The organism is Sphingomonas sp. OV641 (assembly GCF_900109205.1).
In the GTDB taxonomy this organism is placed as follows: Bacteria; Pseudomonadota; Alphaproteobacteria; order Sphingomonadales; family Sphingomonadaceae; genus Sphingomonas.
On record NZ_FNZB01000001.1, the window covers coordinates 2169118 to 2187147 of the forward strand.

At 66.5% G+C, this 18030-nt stretch carries 18 protein-coding genes and 1 tRNA gene; 11 read left to right on the forward strand and 8 right to left on the reverse strand.

Translation table 11 applies throughout. The features are described 5' to 3' along the window. Nucleotides 1–115 precede the first annotated feature (115 nt). A complete protein-coding gene (gene ybeY, locus BMX36_RS10365; RefSeq protein WP_093064907.1) occupies nt 116–625 on the forward strand; it encodes an rRNA maturation RNase YbeY in 510 nt (169 codons plus the stop codon). Continuing rightward, nucleotides 626–1531, forward strand: a complete 906-nt coding sequence (locus tag BMX36_RS10370; RefSeq protein ID WP_093064909.1) for a hemolysin family protein — start codon at nt 626–628, stop codon at nt 1529–1531. Nucleotides 1532–1758: 227 nt separating this feature from the next. Here the strand turns inward: BMX36_RS10370 and BMX36_RS10375 are convergent, their stop codons facing one another. The 4 genes from BMX36_RS10375 to BMX36_RS10390 all read right to left on the reverse strand — a co-directional run bounded on the left by BMX36_RS10375 (nt 1759) and on the right by BMX36_RS10390 (nt 6255). Then, nucleotides 1759–2040 carry an ETC complex I subunit gene (locus BMX36_RS10375; protein ID WP_066780799.1) on the reverse strand — a complete coding sequence of 94 codons (282 nt, stop codon included), beginning with the start codon at nt 2038–2040 and terminating at the stop codon, nt 1759–1761. 10 nt (nt 2041–2050) lie between these two features. Further along, nucleotides 2051–4516 carry an ATP-dependent helicase HrpB gene (gene hrpB, locus BMX36_RS10380; protein WP_093065493.1) on the reverse strand — a complete coding sequence of 822 codons (2466 nt, stop codon included), beginning with the start codon at nt 4514–4516 and terminating at the stop codon, nt 2051–2053. Nucleotides 4517–4580: 64 nt separating this feature from the next. After that, nucleotides 4581–5747, reverse strand: coding sequence for an MBL fold metallo-hydrolase (locus BMX36_RS10385; protein ID WP_177179081.1), 1167 nt, complete (start codon nt 5745–5747; stop codon nt 4581–4583). A gap of 58 nt (nt 5748–5805) precedes the next feature. Then, a complete protein-coding gene (locus BMX36_RS10390; RefSeq protein ID WP_093064911.1) occupies nt 5806–6255 on the reverse strand; it encodes a DUF2721 domain-containing protein in 450 nt (149 codons plus the stop codon). 78 nt (nt 6256–6333) lie between these two features. Here BMX36_RS10390 and BMX36_RS10395 point away from each other — a divergent pair, with 78 nt between their 5' ends. Continuing rightward, a complete protein-coding gene (locus BMX36_RS10395) occupies nt 6334–7413 on the forward strand; it encodes a GNAT family N-acetyltransferase (protein ID WP_093064913.1) in 1080 nt (359 codons plus the stop codon). Here BMX36_RS10395 and BMX36_RS10400 read toward each other — a convergent pair. Further along, nucleotides 7388–8050, reverse strand: coding sequence for a TetR/AcrR family transcriptional regulator (locus tag BMX36_RS10400; RefSeq protein ID WP_066780808.1), 663 nt, complete (start codon nt 8048–8050; stop codon nt 7388–7390). The genes BMX36_RS10395 and BMX36_RS10400 overlap by 26 nt on opposite strands. Nucleotides 8051–8164: 114 nt before the next feature. Between BMX36_RS10400 and BMX36_RS10405 the strand changes: the two genes are divergently transcribed. After that, nucleotides 8165–9232 (forward strand): phosphotransferase family protein, encoded by a 1068-nt coding sequence (locus BMX36_RS10405; protein WP_256210725.1) that lies wholly within the window; start codon nt 8165–8167, stop codon nt 9230–9232. 37 nt (nt 9233–9269) lie between these two features. Here the strand turns inward: BMX36_RS10405 and BMX36_RS10410 are convergent, their stop codons facing one another. Next, the gene (locus BMX36_RS10410; RefSeq protein WP_093064917.1) at nt 9270–10421 is read right to left on the reverse strand and encodes a serine hydrolase domain-containing protein; all 1152 of its coding nucleotides are present in this window, start codon (nt 10419–10421) and stop codon (nt 9270–9272) included. A gap of 149 nt (nt 10422–10570) precedes the next feature. Between BMX36_RS10410 and BMX36_RS10415 the strand changes: the two genes are divergently transcribed. From BMX36_RS10415 to nusG, 6 genes are all read left to right on the forward strand, one after another. Next, nucleotides 10571–11482 carry a glutathione S-transferase family protein gene (locus BMX36_RS10415; RefSeq protein WP_093064919.1) on the forward strand — a complete coding sequence of 304 codons (912 nt, stop codon included), beginning with the start codon at nt 10571–10573 and terminating at the stop codon, nt 11480–11482. 95 nt (nt 11483–11577) lie between these two features. Then, entirely contained in the window at nt 11578–13926 is a 2349-nt protein-coding gene (locus BMX36_RS10420) for a putative bifunctional diguanylate cyclase/phosphodiesterase (protein ID WP_256210726.1), read from the forward strand. Nucleotides 13927–13963: 37 nt separating this feature from the next. Beyond that, nucleotides 13964–14040 (forward strand) — tRNA-Trp (locus tag BMX36_RS10425). A 76-nt stretch (nt 14041–14116) separates the two neighbouring features. After that, entirely contained in the window at nt 14117–14599 is a 483-nt protein-coding gene (locus BMX36_RS10430; RefSeq protein WP_093064923.1) for a hypothetical protein, read from the forward strand. A 170-nt stretch (nt 14600–14769) separates the two neighbouring features. After that, nucleotides 14770–14967, forward strand: coding sequence for a preprotein translocase subunit SecE (gene secE / locus BMX36_RS10435; RefSeq protein WP_066780816.1), 198 nt, complete (start codon nt 14770–14772; stop codon nt 14965–14967). A 20-nt stretch (nt 14968–14987) separates the two neighbouring features. Next, nucleotides 14988–15524, forward strand: coding sequence for a transcription termination/antitermination protein NusG (nusG, locus tag BMX36_RS10440; RefSeq protein WP_066780818.1), 537 nt, complete (start codon nt 14988–14990; stop codon nt 15522–15524). A gap of 65 nt (nt 15525–15589) precedes the next feature. Here the strand turns inward: nusG and BMX36_RS10445 are convergent, their stop codons facing one another. Together BMX36_RS10445 and glpX are read right to left on the reverse strand one after the other, a co-directional pair. Next, nucleotides 15590–16333, reverse strand: a complete 744-nt coding sequence (locus tag BMX36_RS10445) for a CPBP family intramembrane glutamic endopeptidase (protein ID WP_093064925.1) — start codon at nt 16331–16333, stop codon at nt 15590–15592. A gap of 13 nt (nt 16334–16346) precedes the next feature. Next, complete coding sequence (gene glpX / locus BMX36_RS10450) at nt 16347–17318, reverse strand: class II fructose-bisphosphatase (RefSeq protein ID WP_066780822.1); 972 nt, start codon at nt 17316–17318, stop codon at nt 16347–16349. Between the two features lie 103 nt (nt 17319–17421). Here glpX and BMX36_RS10455 point away from each other — a divergent pair, with 103 nt between their 5' ends. Beyond that, nucleotides 17422–17985, forward strand: a complete 564-nt coding sequence (locus BMX36_RS10455) for a hypothetical protein (protein WP_093064927.1) — start codon at nt 17422–17424, stop codon at nt 17983–17985. Nucleotides 17986–18030: the final 45 nt, after the last annotated feature.

The following is an 18030-nucleotide window of genomic DNA, read 5'->3' on the forward strand; positions in this document are numbered from 1 at the left end:
TGATGCCCGGCACGCCTGCCTGCCAGCGCGCGCCTCTGGCCGGCACGGTGCTGCCCGCGGCCGAACGCAGGCCATGCTGCTCCAAAAGCGGCCAACTGATGCACGGGAATCATCCATGATCGATATCGCCCTCCTCCAGGAAGAGCCCTGGCCCGACGGCGGCTGGGAACGGATCGCGACCGCTGCGGTTCGCGCGGCGATCGGCGCCACGCCGTTCGGCACGCTGCTCGACACGCGTGCGACGGTGGAGGTGAGCATCCGCCTCACCTCGGACGGCGAGGTGCAGACGCTCAACGCGCAATATCGCGGAAAGGACAAGGCCACCAACGTCCTCTCCTTCCCGATGGTGCAGCCGGACCTGATCGATACGGTCAGCCAGAATTCCGACGATGGCGAGGTCCTGCTGGGCGATATCGTGCTGGCGCACGGTGTCTGCGTGGCAGAAGCGGCTGAACGCGGGATCAGCGTGGAGGACCATCTTGCCCATCTGATCGTGCATGGCAGCTTGCATCTGCTCGGCTATGATCACATGAGCGACGACGAAGGGGATGCGATGGAAGCGATCGAGCGCGACGCGCTCGCCACGCTCGGCATTGCGGATCCCTATGCCATACGAGAGGACTAAGTGTCCGAGGACCGAAGTAGCGCCGGAAACGGCGAGCCGAATGAAGGCAGTATCTGGCGCGGCCTGCGCACCCTGATCTTCGGGGATTCCGAGGAAGCGACGCTGCGCGATGTCCTGGAGGCGGCGATTGACCGCCACGAGGAAGATCCCGGCCCGGAAACCAAGGGCGACCTGACCCCGCTCGAACGGCAGATGGTGCGCAACCTGCTCCATTTCAGCGAGCGGGATGCCGGCGACGTGGGCGTGCCCCGTGCCGACATTATCGCGGTGGAGGAGCAGACCACCTTTGACGAGATCGTGCACGTCTTCGCCGATGCAGGCGTAAGCCGGCTGCCGGTGTATCGCGAAAAGCTCGATACCATCGTCGGCATGGTCCATATCAAGGACGTGTTCGCCATCCTCGCCAGTGACGGCCCGCGCCCTTCGGACATTACCAGCCTGATCCGCCAGCCCTTGTTCGTGCCGATGAGCCGGGGCGCGCTCGATCTGCTCGCCGATATGCGCCAGACGCGCGTTCACCTGGCCGTAGTGCTGGACGAATATTCTGGCACCGAGGGGCTGGTGACGATCGAGGATCTGATCGAGGAGATCGTTGGCGAGATCGAGGACGAGCATGACGAGGCGCCCGAAATCATGCTCGTACCGCTCGACGGCGGCGCCTGGGAGGCGACCGCCCGAGTCGAACTGGAGGATGTCGGCAAGGTCGTCGATCCGCGCCTTGCCGAGGCGGAGAGCGATGTCGACACGATCGGCGGTCTGGCCGCCGTGCTGGCGGGACGCGTGCCCGAACCCGGCGACTGTATCGACCATCCCAGCGGCTGGCGCATCGAAGTGATCGATGCCGACGAACGCCGGATCAACCGCGTTCGCCTTCACCCGCCAGTGCCCGAACCTGAGGAGGAGTAGCGAGCTCCTCCCGTCAGGCGGAGGTCGACCGGGGCCGGAGCGCCGCGCCGCGCCGCGGGAAAGGCGGTAGATCGCGCGAAGCCACAATCCCTGCCGCTTTCCCAACTGGCCCCGGCCTTCGCTGGAGAGACGGATCAAACCCTAAACGTTACGATTCCTGCCGGGCGTAGATCAGGCGACGCTGGTTCGCGCTCCTTCCCGGTTGCATGGCGGGAGGAGCAAAGGCGTCAGCGGAAATTGTCGGCGTAGCTTTGCAGCTTGAGCTTCTTCTCAGGCGCCGGCACCACGACATAAGCGATGCCCTGACGTTCGGCATAATCCTTGGCGTCGTCCAGCGTCGCGAAGCCGAGGCGAACCTGCCCCTGAGTGTCGCCGCTTCCGGCCCAGCCCATCAGCGGATCGGCGCGCTGCGCTTCGTTCGGCTCGAACTCGAGCTGCCAGAGATTTGTGCGGTGCTTGCCCGATTGCATGGCGTTTTTCGGGCGTTGAAAGATACGGGCGGTCGGCATGGCATGTCCTTTATCGTGATCCGCGCGCTCTTGCATCGGCATTTTTTGTTCGCAGCGTAGCCGAGGCCGCGGCGGGTTCGTCGGGCCAGGGGTGGCGGGGGTAACGGCCACGCATTTCCTTTGCGACCGCGCTCCAGCTACCCGCCCAGAAGCCCGGAAGATCGCGGGTCGTCTGGATCGGGCGGCCGGCCGGCGACGTGAGCGACAAGACGAGCGGCACGCGATCTGCGCCAACGAGCGGATGGTCCGAAAGGCCGAACAGCGCCTGAACGCGAAGCTCCACCCTTGGGCCGCCTTCCGCCGCGTAGTCGATCGCATGGGTGCTGCCGGCCGGGCTGGTGAAGTTGGCGGGCGCGATCCGCTCCACGCGCTGCAGATCTTCCCAGGAAAGCAGGTTGCGCAGCGCGTCCGTCAGCGCGCCAGGCGCAATCGCGTCCAACCTCCGCTTGCCAGTGACGAGCGCCGGCAGCCAATCGTCCAGGCGGCCGAGTAGGGCTTCATCGCCGAACGGCAGGCCGGCGTAGATCGCCCGCTGGCGAAAGGCGCGTGCGCCGTCGCTCCAGGGCAATAGCGACAGGCCGTAACGCCGCACCCCTTCGATCAACGCCGCCTCGATCGTTGCCGGCGGCGCATTGGGATCCGGTGCGCTGGCCAAGCGGATGGCACCCAAGCGACGTTCTCGCATCGGGCGGACGCCGCCGGTCTCGGGATCGAAATCAGCCAGATGATGCGTTTCGATGCGGTCGCCGAAAAGGGCCGACACCGTTTCCTCATCAATGGCAACGGCGGAAAGGATGCGCGCGCCCGCCGCCATGCCCTGCGTCTCTGCGACCGCCAGCCATTCCTCGCGCGCGAGCGAGGACGCAGGATCAAGCTTCAACCCGCGACCGCCGACCGTGGCCCAGCGCTCTCCCGATGCATCCCGGCGCCTGGCGATCCGATCCGGGAAGGCCAGCGCCACCGCCACTTCGGCGCCCCGGGCACTCGGCGACAGCGATGTCGCGCCCTCGGCAGATGCTCGCGGAACGCTGCGGCTCCACCGTTCGGCGAGCTGCTTTGCCGAACGCGATTTGGGCGAGCCATCGCCTCGCCAGCGACGCAACCGCAGTTCGAGATCCGGATCGTTGCCGCCCAGCCCGCGCTCGCTCAACAACACGGCGACTTCGGCCGCGATAACGGAAAGGCCCAGCGCGCCGGCGCGAAGCAGCATGTGGGCAAGGCGCGGCGGCATCGGCAAGCCGGCGATGGCGCGGCCGTGCTGCGTGGGGCGGCCGTCGCCGTCGATCGCCTCGAGGGTCAACAACCTGGCGCGCGCCTCGGCCACGGCTGCCTCGGGCGGAGGATCAATCCAGGCGAGATCCCGCGGATCGGCCACCCCCCAGACCGCACTGGCGAGAACCAGTGCGGAAAGATCCGCCTCCATGATTTCCGGTGGATCAAACCGTGGCAGGCCAGCTGTCGCCGCCTCTTCCCATAGGCGATAGGCCGTGCCGGGGCCTTGCCGTGCCGCGCGGCCCGCGCGCTGCGTGACGGACGCCTGACTGGCGCGCTCGGTCACCAGCCGCGTCATACCGGCGGCACGGTCATAGCGCGGACGACGCGCCAGCCCCGAGTCGATCACGATACGAATGCCGTCAAGCGTCAGGCTCGTTTCCGCGATCGATGTCGCCAGCACCAGCTTGCGGCGGCCATCAGGCTCCGCGCGAATGGCGGCGCGCTGCGCTGCCGGATCGAGGCTACCGTGCAGACGGTGCAGCACGACGCCGGGCATTCCGTCGAGCCGCTCCGCCGTCCGCTCGATTTCCGCGACGCCGGGCAGGAACGCGAGCACGCCGCCCTCCGCCTCGCGCACCGCTTGGCGCACGGCCGCGGCGACCGCATCCTCGATCCGTTCATGGCTGCGGCCGAGATGAACCAACGACAGCGGCCAGCTTCGCCCCGCGCTTTCGATAACAGGCGCGCTTCCCAGCAGGGTGGCGAAGCGCGCGCCGTCCAGGGTCGCCGACATGGCAAGGAGGCGCAGGTCCTCCCGCAGGCCCGCCTGAGCATCGATCGCAAGGGCAAGGCCGAAATCACCGTCGAGACTGCGTTCGTGAACCTCATCGAACAACACGGCAGAAACGCCGGCAAGCTCGGGATCGCGCTGGATCCGGGCAGTGAAGATGCCTTCGGTGACAACCGTGACGCGCGTCTCGGCCGACCTTTTGGTGTCCAATCGGGTGGCATAGCCAAAGGTCTTGCCCACTGGCTCGCCGGCCAGGGCGGCCATCCGTTCAGCGGCGGCGCGCGCGGCGAGACGGCGCGGGGAGAGCAGCAGCACTTCGCCGCTGCACCAGGGCTGGTCCAGCAGGGCGGGTGCAACCGCTGTCGTCTTGCCGGCACCCGGCGGGGCGACCAGAACTGCGGACGATCGCTCCCGCAAGGCCGCGAGCAGCTCGGGCAGAACGGCATGGATCGGCAAGTCGCTGGCAGCCATCATTCGCGCTCTGTGACAGGCACCTGCCCGAAAATGAACCCGTCACACGCCGGGACCCGCAGCGTCAGTGTAGCGCCCTCACTGCGCGTGTTCGCAGGCACTCATCGATCCGCGCCTCGCTGCCGCCGGGCTGCCGCTGCACCACGGAGGGCACGTCAACCGGCACGCCAGGCCGAGTGGAGGCGAAACGCGACGGATCATAGCCGGCACAGCGCAGGATCGCCGACAGCATCAGCGGCGGCGTGTCACGCGCCTCATAACTCAGGCGGAACGTGCCCCAGTGGATCGGAAGCGCCCGCCCCGGCGCCATGCGGTGGAACACCCGCACCGCATCGGGCGGCCCGATATGGCTTCCCGATCCCAGCTGCCCTGGCGCGAAACGAAAGGCGCCGATCGGCAGCAATGCCAGTCGCACGGGACCATAAGAGGCCGCCCCGCGCGGCCATTTTCCGTCACCAAGCCCCGTATCTCCGGCAAAGAACAGATTGCCTCCCGGAAGGCGGACGGTGAAAGCGGACCAGAGCGCGCGATTGCGATCAGTGAACCACCGGCTTCCCCAATGGTGATTGCGGGTGACGATCACCTCCACACCGGAGCGAACGCTCACCCGCTGGCCCCAGTCCAGCGCTTTGGCAGATACGCCCGCCTGGGCGATCACGCTGTCGTTCCCGAGGCTCGTGAGGATCAGCGGACGATCGCGATCCCAAAGCCGCTTCAATGTCGATGTGTCGAGATGATCGTAGTGGTTGTGGCTGACCAGGACCAAGTCGATCCTCGGCAGATCGTCAAACCGGATGCCGGGCGCCATGACCCGTCGAGGACCGAATCCCAGCGGCCCCGCATTCTCCGACCAGATCGGATCGGTGAGGATGTTCAGGCCCTGCGTCTGCACCAGCACGCTTGCATGACCGATCCAGGTCGCCACCATGCGATCCCCTGCCACGCGCCGCGCCGGCACCGATGGCGTCACCGCCACGTCTTGCGGCCATGGGGGTCGCCCGTCACTGCCCGTCAGGAACCGCCAGAAGAACCCAGATCGGCTGCCGCCGCTCGGCACGCGCGCCGTGTCTTCCCCATCGGGATTGAAAAAGCGCTGTCCGTCAAAATGCGCGCTGACAGGTCCGCGGTAATAAATGCGATCCAGAAAGCGAGGGATGATCGTCACCGCCAGACCGGCCGCAATGAGGAGGAACAGCACCGCGGTGGCGGCAAGCTTCAGGAACCGCGCCAATCAATGCCCCTCGCGTTCTTGTATCTCAGGAACCACACCAAACGCATGGCGGCGCTATTCAGCGCATCAGTTCTTCGCGCACACGGTTGGCCTGCATTGATTTGCTGACTTCGATCATGAAGCAGGCGAGGCTTGCGATCAGCAGAACCATGGCGAGGATGAAGGCGATCGCCACGAGCTGCCCGATGTGAAGGCTGGCGAGCACCGCCACGAACAGCGTCGCGACCACCGCGCAGGTCATCACGGCCGAACTCACCGCCAGGAACAGCGCGCGATTGATGATCGTCATGCGACGGTCAAGCAGCCGTAACTCCCATGCATGCCGCGCCCGATCGGGACCCGTGGTATTCGGGAACAAGGCTTCGATGGTGCGTGCCCGATCGATCACGCGGGACAATCGGCCGGCAAGCACGTTCAGAAGTGCACCAATACCAGCGAGCATGAACACCGGGCTGAGCGAAAGCTGGATCGTCTGCGCGATCGTCAGCACTTCGGGGGAATAATCCATCAGCTGGAATGTGGCGCGCCTGCCGCATGGCAGCAAGTTGCAAGATGATGGTAAGAGGATTTGATTTAAGGCCAGCTCATGTCGAAGCATTGGTCCCCTGGCGCGCTACACCGTTTTTCCGGTTCTGCGCAGGCGTGCGTGGTGGAGGGGCTTCCGCAAGCCATTGACGACGTTGCCGAAGCGGCGCCGGCGAGCCACGGTTTTCTGCGCCGAGCGTGGTTCGACGCGGCGCTGCAGGCCTATGGCGGGCGTGCGAGGACGCTGATCGTCACCCGGCACGATCGGCCGCTTCTGGCATTGCCGATGCACGACATCGGCCCACGTTTCCTGGGGCTGTCGGCGATTTCCGGGTGCTTTTGGCCATTTCGCAGTTTCCCCGCAGCGGCCGGGATCGATGACACGGCGCGCGACGCTGCGCTGGACCAGCTGGCCCGCAGCGTCACTGCCCTGCGCATCGGCCCCGTCTATGATGGCGACGCATCGGCCGCGCCATTCATCGCGGCCGCGCGGAGCCGCGGCTGGGCAGTGCTGAGCCGCACGGTCGCGACCAGCTTCCTGCTCGACATGGCGGCGGCACGGGTGGCGGGAACCTGGCCGCGCAATTCCACGCTGCGCAAGAACCGCTTCCACGAAAAGCACCTGGCAGAGCACGGAGCCTTGCAATGGTCGTTCCTGTCGGGAGCGGACTGGCCGGCGGCGTTCGACGATCTCGCCAATATCGAATGGGCCAGCTGGATCGCCACCCGCACCGACGGGCGTGACGCCAAGTTCACGCGGGCCGGCCATGGCGCCTTCTGGCGCGCTGCCGCGGCCGATCCGGTGATCGCAGACATGTTCCGCGCGGCCGTGCTGACGGTGGACGGAAGGCCCGCCGCCTTCTCCTTCGACATCGACGCCGGCGAGCTGAAATACGCAATCGCGAACAGCTACGATCCCGCCTTTGCCAAGCATTCGCCGGGAAAGCTGCTATATTACCGCAATCTGGTCCACGCGCTGGAGCGCGGCATCACGCGGGTGGACTGGGGCGCCGGCGACAGCGGTTACAAGCGGACGATCGGCGCCGAAGCAGGCCCGGCAATCCGTGACTGGCTCCTGCTACGTCCCGGCATGCCGGCCGCCCTGGCGCCGGTGGTCAGTCTGGCGTGGCGGGACCGATAAGGATCGCCTCCACCGCATCGATCATCCCGTCCAGCGCCACTGGCTCACCCCAATAAGGGTGGTCGGGGCCCGCGCCCGAATCACGCGCGGCCTCTCGCCCGGCGAGCAGCGTCCGAAGCGACAGGCCGGCGAACAGCAGGCGCTGGTTGACCAGGGCGTGCGGCAAGTGATCGAGCAGCCGGTGGAAATGCGCCAGGCAGCGCACATAGCCTTCCGAATGCTCACCCCCGGCCCATTCATCGAACATCTGCCGACGCTCGGTCTGCATGCTGGTCATGAAGCGGAAGTAGGTTTCACCCTCCCCTGTTTCGCCCGTCAACGACGCATTGGGCACGACCAAAGCCCGCACCACATCCCGCAAGCTGAGTTCGCCGCGGGCCTCGGCATCGTCGAGCATGCGCATGCGCGATCCGTCGATCAGATCGGCCCCCTCCACCACCAGTTCGCGCAGCAGATCGTCCTTGCTGCCGAAATAATAATGGACCGCAGCGGCGTTGCGCTGCCCGGCCGCTTCCACGATCTCACGCATGCCGACGGCGGCGATGCCGCGTTCGGCAAAGAGCCGGCGCGCCGCGCGCTTCAACTCGTTTCGGGTGGTGCCGCCACGGCCGGCGGATTGGGGACGCGCAAGGTTCATGCGGCGAGAGCATCGGCCAAGCCGCCGCGCGGTTCAAGTCATCCGGCTTAGATTGACGCTCGCCGCTGCCCGCTTATGGTAAAGCAGACGACTTATAAGAGCGGGAGAGGGATCGTGGCGACCTTGGCGCACGACCGCGAGGCTTGGGCGGAACTGATCGACCTCGACGCGCTGGCGCGCTGGATGGACGGCAAGCGCCTGGGTGAAGGACCGATCGTTCATGCCGAAACGCTTGGCGGCGGCACGCAGAACATCCTGCTGCGGTTCGAGCGCGCCGGCCGCACCTACGTGCTGCGGCGCCCGCCGCGCCGCCCACGCCCCGAAAGCGATGAGGTGATGCGCCGCGAGATGAAAGTGCTGGCCGCCCTAGCGGGATCGGATGTGCCGCATCCCGGCTTCATCGCCGGCGAAGGGGATCCGGCGATCCTCGGCACCGCTTTCTACCTGATGGAGCCGATCGACGGCTTCAACGCCACCGTCGGCCTGCCCCCGCTGCATGCTGGCAGCGCCGCGGTGCGGCGGCAAATGGGCGAGGCCATCGTGGACGGCGCGGTGGCGCTGTCGCGGATCGATCCGCATGAGGCCGGGCTGGACGATCTGGGGAAGCTGGACGGGTGGCTGGAGCGGCAGGTGCCGCGCTGGCGTGCGCAGCTTGACGGCTATGCCAAGTTCGAGGGCTGGACCGGCTATGCCGCCCTGCCGGACGTGGATGCGATCTGCGGCTGGCTGGAGGCAAACCGCCCCACGACCATGAAGCCGGGCCTGATCCACGGTGATTATCATCTGGCTAATGTCATGTACCGGCCCGATTCGCCGGCCCTGGCGGCGATCGTCGATTGGGAGCTGGCGAGTCGCGGCGATCCCATGCTCGACCTCGGCTGGCTCACCGCCACCTGGCGCGACCCGGACGAGCCGCACCAGCGCGTTTCGGTGACCCCGTGGGAGGGCTTTCCCACGCTTGGCGAGATTGTCGATCGCTATCTGGCGGCCACCGGACGGACCGCGGCAGAGGCGCGGTGGTATACGGTGCTCGCGCCGTTCAAGCTGGGCGCGATCCTGGAGGGAAGCCATGCGCGCGCGTGCGCCGGCCTCACGCCCAAGCCGATCGGCGATCAGCTGCACGCGCACACCATCTCGCTGTTCGAGCGCGCATTGCGGCGGATCGACAAGCCGCTGATGTGAGCGAAGCGGGCGGCGCACGGCGAACCGGCGCGCTGCCTTATTTCGCCAGCAGCTCCTCGGTGCGGGTCAGCGCCGAATGCGCGCCGGGTTCCACCGGCACGTTCGTGGCGAAATAGGCGATCCCGGTTCCGCCCGCCCGGTCGACCCACAGGCCGGACCGCAGGCCATAAGCCTCTCCGGCATGACCGATCCGGGGACGCCCGTCGCCAACCGGATCGTCGCGGCACGCCGGCAGCGGTGTTGCCGTGAAGCTGACGGCCAGCCCGTAGCGGCAGTTGAACCCGCCTGCGCGGACGCCGCCCTCCGCCTCTTCGTTCTGAACGCCATTGCTGCCGTTGAACGTCCACTCCGGTGTTGTCAGCAGCGTCATTGACGCCGGCAAAAGCAGCCGCACGCCATCGACCGCGCCGTCACCGAGCAGCAGGCGGCCGATCTTCGCCAATCCGCGCATCGAGATGCGCAAACCGCCCTGGGGCGAAAAGTGGCTGCCGTTCGTACCCGCCCGCCATGTCGCCAGATCGCACGAGCCATTCCGCGCCGGCGTGACCGGGCAGCCCGCAACAAAGCCGGGATCGTCACGAACGGCCTTGCCCTGATCGTACAGGACGACCGCTTGCGATTTCGACGCCGGGCTGCATGTTGTCCAGTTGAAACAGGCGTCAAGCGCGAGTGGCTGGAGGACGAGCCGCTGCATCAGCCGGTCAAACCGCTCACCCGTCGCCCGCTCCATGACGGCAGCGACCACGGGGAAGTTCAGATTGGTGTAGCGGAAGAAGCTGCCGGGTGGATGCTGCCCGTCCCACACCTTGGGTTCGGCCAGCTTGTCCTGCAGCCGATCGTCCAGCGTCAGCAGATAGCCGCCGGCGTCGGTGAGGCTCGACCGATGCGACAGCAGCAGCCGAAGCGTGATCGGCTTATCGGGATAGGCCGGGTTGCGCAGGCGCCAACCGAGCTGCGCCGAGACGTCGGCGTCCAGATCGAGCACGCCCTGCTCCACTAGGCGCATCACGCCGATCGCCGTCACCAGCTTCGAGATCGACGCGATACGGACCGGATCGTCCGCGGTGACCGGCCGGCCAGTCTCGACATTCGCCAGCCCGCTCGTCCGGACCTGCACCTCACCTGTCCGATCAAACGCGACCTGAACGGTGGCAACCGGCATGGTCGCGGCGGCAAGCGCGAGCAGCATTACGCAACATTCTCCATGGCTCAACCCTCGCAAGCGAAGATCACCTTGGCAATCGCCACCGCGACAAAGAAAACGGTCGACTTAATTGGGCGCTGCGCTACGCCATGCCGATGCTGCCGTCTGAGCAGCGACCGGGAGGGGACCGCCAGATGACTATCCTTCTGCACCAATATGACAGCTCGCCATTTTCCGAGAAGGTGCGCATCTGCCTTGGCATCAAGCAGCTTTCCTGGGCGGCGGTGGATCAGCCGGTGATCATGCCGAAGCCCGACCTGCTTGCACTCACGGGCGCGTATCGCCGCATTCCAGTGATGCAGATCGGCGCGGACATCTATTGCGACAGCGTGCTGATCGTGCGCGAACTGGAACGCCGCTTTCCCGAGCCGACGCTGTTCCCAGCCCGCACCCCCGGCATCGACCAGGCGCTGGCGCAATGGACGGACCGGTCCTTCTTCCAGGCGGCAGTGGCGGTGATCTTCGGAGGGCTGGGTGACGCCGTGGATCCGGCATTCAAGAAGGATCGCGAACAGTTGAGCGGGCAGCCGTTCGATCCCGCCGCCATGCGAGCCGCCGTGCCGCACATGTCGGGTCAGTTGCGCGCCCATGCGGCGTGCATCAGCGAACAGCTTTCCGACGGTCGCCAGTTCCTGTCCGGCGACCGGCCCGGCCTGGTCGACGCCACCTGCTATTACAACCTGTGGTTCGTTCGCTCCTTCCATGCGCCCGGCGCGGCGGCATTCGAGGGCCTGCCGGGGCTGGATGCTTGGTATGACCGCGTGCACGCCATCGGCCATGGTGATCGCGGAACGGCCAGCCGGGAAGATGCGGTTGACGCCGCGCGTGCCGGGACGCCGCTCGAAGCATCCGTACTGGCCGAAGATGCGGCGCTGGCCGGTAGGGAGGTTGCCGCAGCGGCGACCGATTACGGGCGCGATCCGATTCGCGGCACTCTGGTCGGATCGTCGCTGCACCATTGGTCGATCGCCCGGGAGGATCCCCGCGCCGGCGGCGTGGTGGTTCACGTGCCCCGATTGACCTTTGCGCTCTCTCCGGTGCAGTGACCGAACAAAGCGATCCCTGACGACGCAGTAAAATGACTCCATTTTGGCAGGCGAGCGCAACGATCAGTAAACTCTAACAGATCATAAGTGCCATCGTGAGCTCACGATCAACCCAACGCCCCACGCCAGTTTCGCTCCGGCAACTGCTCGGCATCAGTGAGGGCGACGATCCGGTTTTCTGGAGCCGCTTGCGCGCGACCCAGTTGTTTGCCGGTCGACGGCTGGCGCTTCTTCTCCTCGCGGCGAACCTGATGGGTGGCATGGCCGTGACCCGGCTGTTCCAGAATGCCGTTCCGATCTGGTGGCTCGCCGCCTGGTTGGTGACATTGATGGCGGTGGCGGGCGCCATTACCGTCCGCCGGCTGCGCACCCGGCACCTGGAGGAAGGCTATGCCACCCTCCAGGAGCTGCGCGACACCGCGCTCGAAGGGCTCGCGCTGGCGGCGATGTGGAGCTTTCCGCCGCTGGTGTTCGCGTCCAAGGCGCCGGCGACCACCTTCAACCTGTGGATGATCCTTGCCGTCCTGATGGCGGCGGCGGCCTTCGCGCTAGCGCCGCTGGTGCTGGCGGCCCTTACCTTTATCGGCGGCGTGGCGTTCACCGCGGCCCTGCTCCTCCTGCTGCAGCAGCAATTCTTCGCCGCGACGGCAACCGTTCTTCTGGGCGCATTGCTCATCACCACCTGCCTCGCGCGGGCGCGGTTCCTGCTGATGCTGCGCGGGTTCGAGATGAACCTGTCCGATAGCCATGAAACGGTGAGCCTGCTGCTCGGCGAATTCGAGGACAGCGGGGCCGACTGGCTGTGGGAAACCGATTCGCAGCGTCGGCTGTGCAAGGTGAACACCCGCTTTGCCCTCGCGCTCGGCAGCACACCAGAGCAGCTGGAGGGGATGCCCGTGCTCCAGGCGCTCGCCGGGGCAAGCTGGGAGACAGGCGATTTCGCGCCCGCGCTTCGCCTGCTGGCCGACAAGCTGAAGCGGCGCGAAGCGTTCCGCGACCTCTCCCTGCCGGTGACGGTGAACGGCGAGCAGCGCTGGTGGGAAATCACCGCCAACCCGCGGCTGGACGAACGCGGCCAGTATGTCGGGTTCCGCGGCGTCGGTTCGGACGTGACCGAACAACGCGCGACGGCCGACAAGATCAACCGCATGGCCCGCTTCGATGCGCTGACCGGCCTGCCCAATCGGCTGTTCGTGAACGAAGCGCTGGCGCGCGCGCTGACCGAGGCGGAACGCTGGGGCAGCCGCGCGGCCTTCATGATGATCGATCTGGATCGCTTCAAGGCGGTGAACGACACGCTCGGCCACCCGATCGGCGACCGTCTGCTCGGCCGCGTGTCCGAGCGGCTGGCGGAGCTGATCACGGAAAACGAACTGATCGGGCGGCTGGGCGGCGACGAATTCGCGGTGGTCATGAATGATGCGACGGACGCCAGCCGAGTCGAGAAGCTGGCGCACCGGATCATCGAAACGCTGTCGCGCCCTTATGAGGTGGACCAGCACACCCTTTACATCGGCGCCTCCGTCGGCGTGGCCACCTCACCGCGCGATGGGCGCACGGCCGAAACGCTGATCCGGTCGGCCGACCTTGCGCTCTACCGCTCCAAGGATGCGGGCGGCGGCGTGTTCCACGCCTATGAGCCGCAACTCCATGTCGACGCGGAGGAGCGGCGCGTCCTTGAAATGGCGCTGCGCAAGGCGCTCGAAAAGGGCGAGCTCCACCTCGATTACCAGCCTGTGGTGGATGCCGGCAGCGAGCGGCTGGTCGGTTTCGAGGCGCTGCTACGCTGGAACAGCCCCGAGTTCGGGACGATTTCGCCAGCCAAGTTCATCCCGATCGCGGAAGAAACGCGGCTGATCGGCCCGATCGGCGAATGGGTCGTGCGGACCGCTTGCGAGGAAGCCGCGCAATGGCCCGATGACGTGCGCGTCGCGGTCAACGTCTCGCCGGAGCAGTTGCACAGTCCCAAGTTCGTGGCGGCGGTGGCGCAGTCGCTGACGGACAGCCGAATCTCCCCACACCGACTGGAGCTGGAAGTTACCGAAAGCGTGTTCCTACGCGAGGCGACGGCCGCATTGCAGGCGCTGGAGCGGATCCTGGAACTGGGCGTGCGGCTGAGCCTTGACGATTTCGGCACCGGCTACTCCTCGCTCGGCTATCTTTCCCGGACCCGTTTCTCGACCATCAAGATCGATCGCAGCTTCGTGACGGGCGCGTCCAAGGGCGTGCCCGAAGCCCTCGCCATCATTCGGGCAGTGGTGGCGCTGGCCAACAGCCTGGGCATGGCGACCACGGCAGAGGGCGTGGAGACCGTCGACGAGCTGACGCTGATTCGCGCCTTGGGCTGCTCCAAGATCCAGGGCTATCATTTCGGCCGCCCGCTTCCCGTCGCGGAAACGCGCGCCATCGCGCTTCGCAACAGATCGGCCATTCGCGCGGCTTGAACAGCGCGCCGAGCACCGCTAAGGGCGGTGCTGCTGCAGGGGTGTAGCTCAGCTGGTTAGAGCGTCGGTCTCCAAAACCGAAGGCCCTCGGTTCGAATCCGAGCTCCCCTGCCAGCCTCTTCGCGGTTTGGCCGACCGGCCTGGCATTGCCGCGGGTCAGTGTTCTCATTCACGCCTGACCGGAAGACGAATGAAGGCTTTAACGCTCATCGCCGCATCCGCCCTTGTCCTGACGGGCTGCGATTCGGCTTCCACAACCATTCCGGTCGCCTCCACAGAGGAACAGGCCAACCCGGACGTCGCGCTGTGCACGGGGCTTACCTCCGCCAGCGAGAGCGGCAACAGCTCGCTGCGGGCCGCCTTCGTCTCGACGCCCGAAGGCCGCGATTATGGTGGCGGGGTGATCCGCCAGTTGGTCGATGCCGGCGGCTATCGCTTTGCCGGTGCGGAGATGGTGGGCAACACCTGCTACGCCTATGCCGAGGCGCAGGGCGAACAATGGGGCAAGCCGTTCAACCTGGCGTGGCGGTGCCCGGTGAAGATGCTGACCGACAATCCCGCCGAGCCCGGCAAGACGGTGCTCGACGTGGTCGAGGATCGCGAATGCGACTTCGACGTCCAGCGCGGCGCGGCCAAGGTTCGCGACGTCGCGGTGGAGATGATTCACCAATAACGGCGACGTCACGGGCGAGAAAACGCTCTGCCCTTGCTCTTGCACCTGTGCAACGCTATCTCGCCGGTCGCATCCGACAGCGCGGACGGCCAATTCACCGTTTCCTTACGAGGGAAGCGGTAGAGAGGGCATGCCCCGCTTCCGGTTTGAACGAATAAAAGGCAAGGCACGTGGCGAAGACGTCCCCGATCGAATTCATCAACCAGGTTCGCGCCGAGACCAAGAAGGTCGTCTGGCCGACCCGGCGCGAGACGATCATGACCGGCGTCATGGTGATGATCATGACGACGATCCTGGCGCTCTTCTTCCTGGGCGTGGATTCGGCGTTCAACGCGATCGTCAACGCGCTGCTGAGCCTGGCCAAGTAACGAAAAGGACGCGTCCCCACATGGCACGCTGGTACATCATCCACGCTTATTCCGGATTCGAGGGCAAGGTTCGCGACGCGATCATGGCCGAAGCCAGCCGCATGGGCCTGGAACAGCTCGTGGAGCGCATCGAGGTGCCCACGGAGACGGTGCAGGAGGCCCGCCGCGGCAAGAAGGTGCAGGTCGAGCGCAAGTTCATGCCGGGCTATGTTCTGGCCAAGCTCGACATGACCGACCAGGTCTATCACCTCGTCAAGAACACGCCGAAGGTGACGGGCTTCCTTGGCTCGTCCGGCAAGCCGCAGGCGATCAGCGAGGCGGAAGCCGCTCGCATGCTGAACAGCAAGGAAGAGGCCGCTGCCGCGCCCAAGGCGAAGGTCAAGGTCGATTTCGAGATCGGCGATGCGGTCAAGGTTCTGGAAGGCCCGTTCGCCAGCTTCAACGGCACCGTCGAGGAACTGGATTTCGACAAGTCGAAGGTGAAGGTGTCGGTGTCGATCTTTGGCCGCGCCACGCCGGTCGAACTCGATTTCGAGCAGGTCGAGCGCAGCAAGTAATTCCATCCGGGGAGCGCATGGCCGCTCCCCGCTTCGCTTCCGGCGCGCCGCACCTGTGGCCGACGTCACGCCTCCGGGCGGGAACGCGCCATCTTTTCCAGCCAGGGCCGGAGCACCAGCGCATTGGCATCGACCAGCGTGTGCAGCAGGGCCACCAGCCACAAGAGGCCGGTGGCGAGATACAGCCACACCAGCACCGCACCAACAAGGGCGACGGCGCTCATGCCAAGCGCCCCCTGATAGCGATGCGCCAGGGTGAAGGCGGCCCAGCCCGTGAGGCAACCCGCCACACCACTGCCGGTGACAAGAGCAGCGAGCAGCGGGATCAGCAGGCGGAAGAACATTTCCTCCCCCACTCCTGCCGCAGCGGCAAGCAGGAGGGCGGCGCCGGCTTCGCGCCGATTCATGGCAATCGCAGGCGAGCGGTACATCCAGCCGAGGCGCAGCCAGCCACGACGCGCCATCACGATCGCAGCGATCGCGCCCAGCACGAAGCCGCCCGCGATTGACCAGGCGATCTCTGCCACGGCCGCCATGCCGAGCGGGCTGACGTGCAGTTGCGTGGCCGCGATCCGAAGCTCGCCGGGCAACATGATGAGCGCGTCCAGCCGACCCAGCAGCGCAAGCGCGACCAGCGCCGTGGCGCCGTACATGATGGCGATGCCGAGCGCCCAGCCGAGGGTAGCGCGCGGCCGGGAAGCGGCATCGCCGCGGACCGCCCAGGCGATGCGCGCCGCCAGGCTCCGCTTCGTCCGCCAACCGTGAGCGAGCAGGCCGAGCGCGGCAAGGAGCAGCGCTGCGGCCAGCATCAATTATTCCGCATCAGCGGTCGAGCCGATGCTCACCCTTCACCCAGCGAACCGTGCCGGACGACGCGCGCATCACGACGCTTTCGGTCGTCATCGTCTTGCCGCGCCGCTTCACGCCTTCCAGCAGCGAGCCATCGGTGACGCCGGTGGCGGCAAAGATGCAGTCGCCCTTCGCCAGCTCCTTCAGGTCATATTGCTTGTCGAGATCGGTGATGCCCCACTTGCGGGCGCGGGCACGCTCGTCCTCGTTGCGGAACAGCAGCCGCCCCTTGAACTGGCCGCCGACGCAGCGAAGCGCAGCACAGGCCAGCACGCCTTCCGGTGCCCCGCCCGAACCCATGTACACATCGATGGTGGTGTCCGGATCGGTGGTCGCGATCACGCCAGCCACGTCGCCGTCGCCGATCAGCACCACGCCGCAGCCGATTGAGCGAAGCTCCGCAATCAGCTTTTCGTGACGCGGACGATCCAGCACGCAGGCGATAATCTCGTTGGGGCGGACGCCCTTGGCCGCTGCGATCGCCTCGATATTCTGCGTCGGCGTCTTGTCGAGGTCGATCACGCCGTCGGGAAGGCCCGGGCCTACGGCAAGCTTGTCCATATACACGTCCGGCGCGTTGAGCAGGCAGCCTTCCTCGCCGATCGCCAGCACGGCAAGGCTGTTCGGCCCGGCCTTGGCGCAGATGGTGGTGCCCTCGAGAGGATCGAGCGCGATGTCGATCCGGGGACCGGTTCCTTGCGCCGCGCCAACCTTTTCACCGATGAACAGCATCGGCGCCTCGTCGCGCTCGCCCTCGCCGATCACCACCGTGCCATCGATGTCGAGCGTGTTCAGCGCCTCGCGCATGGCCTCGACTGCGGCCGCATCGGCAGCCTTTTCGTCACCGCGACCGATCAGGGTGGAAGCACCGATCGCCGCCGCCTCCGTCACGCGCACCATCTCGAGCACCAGGACGCGGTCGAGCACCTTGCTGGCTGTCGGCATTCAATCCCCCAAAGTCTTTGTTTCAGTGGAGCGATAGGCGGCTCACGTTGCGGTGTCGAGACGGCGCTTGCCGCTGCGCGGCGGCGGCGCGACAAGCGGGTGCATGGCGAAGCTGAAGGTCTATCGAACACCAGCCGGGTTTCACGATGCCTATGTCGCCGCACCCAGCCAGAAGGCGGCGCTGGCCGCGTGGGGCAGCGATGCGAACCTGTTCGCACGGGGGCTAGCGGAGGTGGTGAGCGATCCCGAGCTCACGCGCGAACCGCTCGCCCATCCTGGTGAGGTAATCCGTGTGGCCCGCACCATGGCCGACACGGCCGAGGATTCTCCAAGGCGGAAGCGACACCGCGTCGAAACGGCTGTACCTCGCGAGGAGGCGTCGTCACCAAAGGCTAAGGCCATGCCCAAACCTAGGCCTAAGCCTAAGCCTAAGTCTAAGCCGAAACCAAGCCGGGCAGGTCTCGACAGGGCCGAAGCTGCGATCGAGGCGGCGGAAGGACACTTTGCCGAAGAACGTGCGAAGCTGAAGCGGGAAGAGGAAGCGCTGGCGGCGCGGCGCCGCACGTTGGACAAGGAACAGGCGAGCGAGCGCACCAGGCTCGATCGAGCGCGGATCGCCGCGCGCGATGCTTATGAGGCCGCGCTGGAGGAATGGCGCGGGGAGTGAACTGTCCGAAATTGGACGGTGCTTGTGCGAAAACGGACAAGGCCG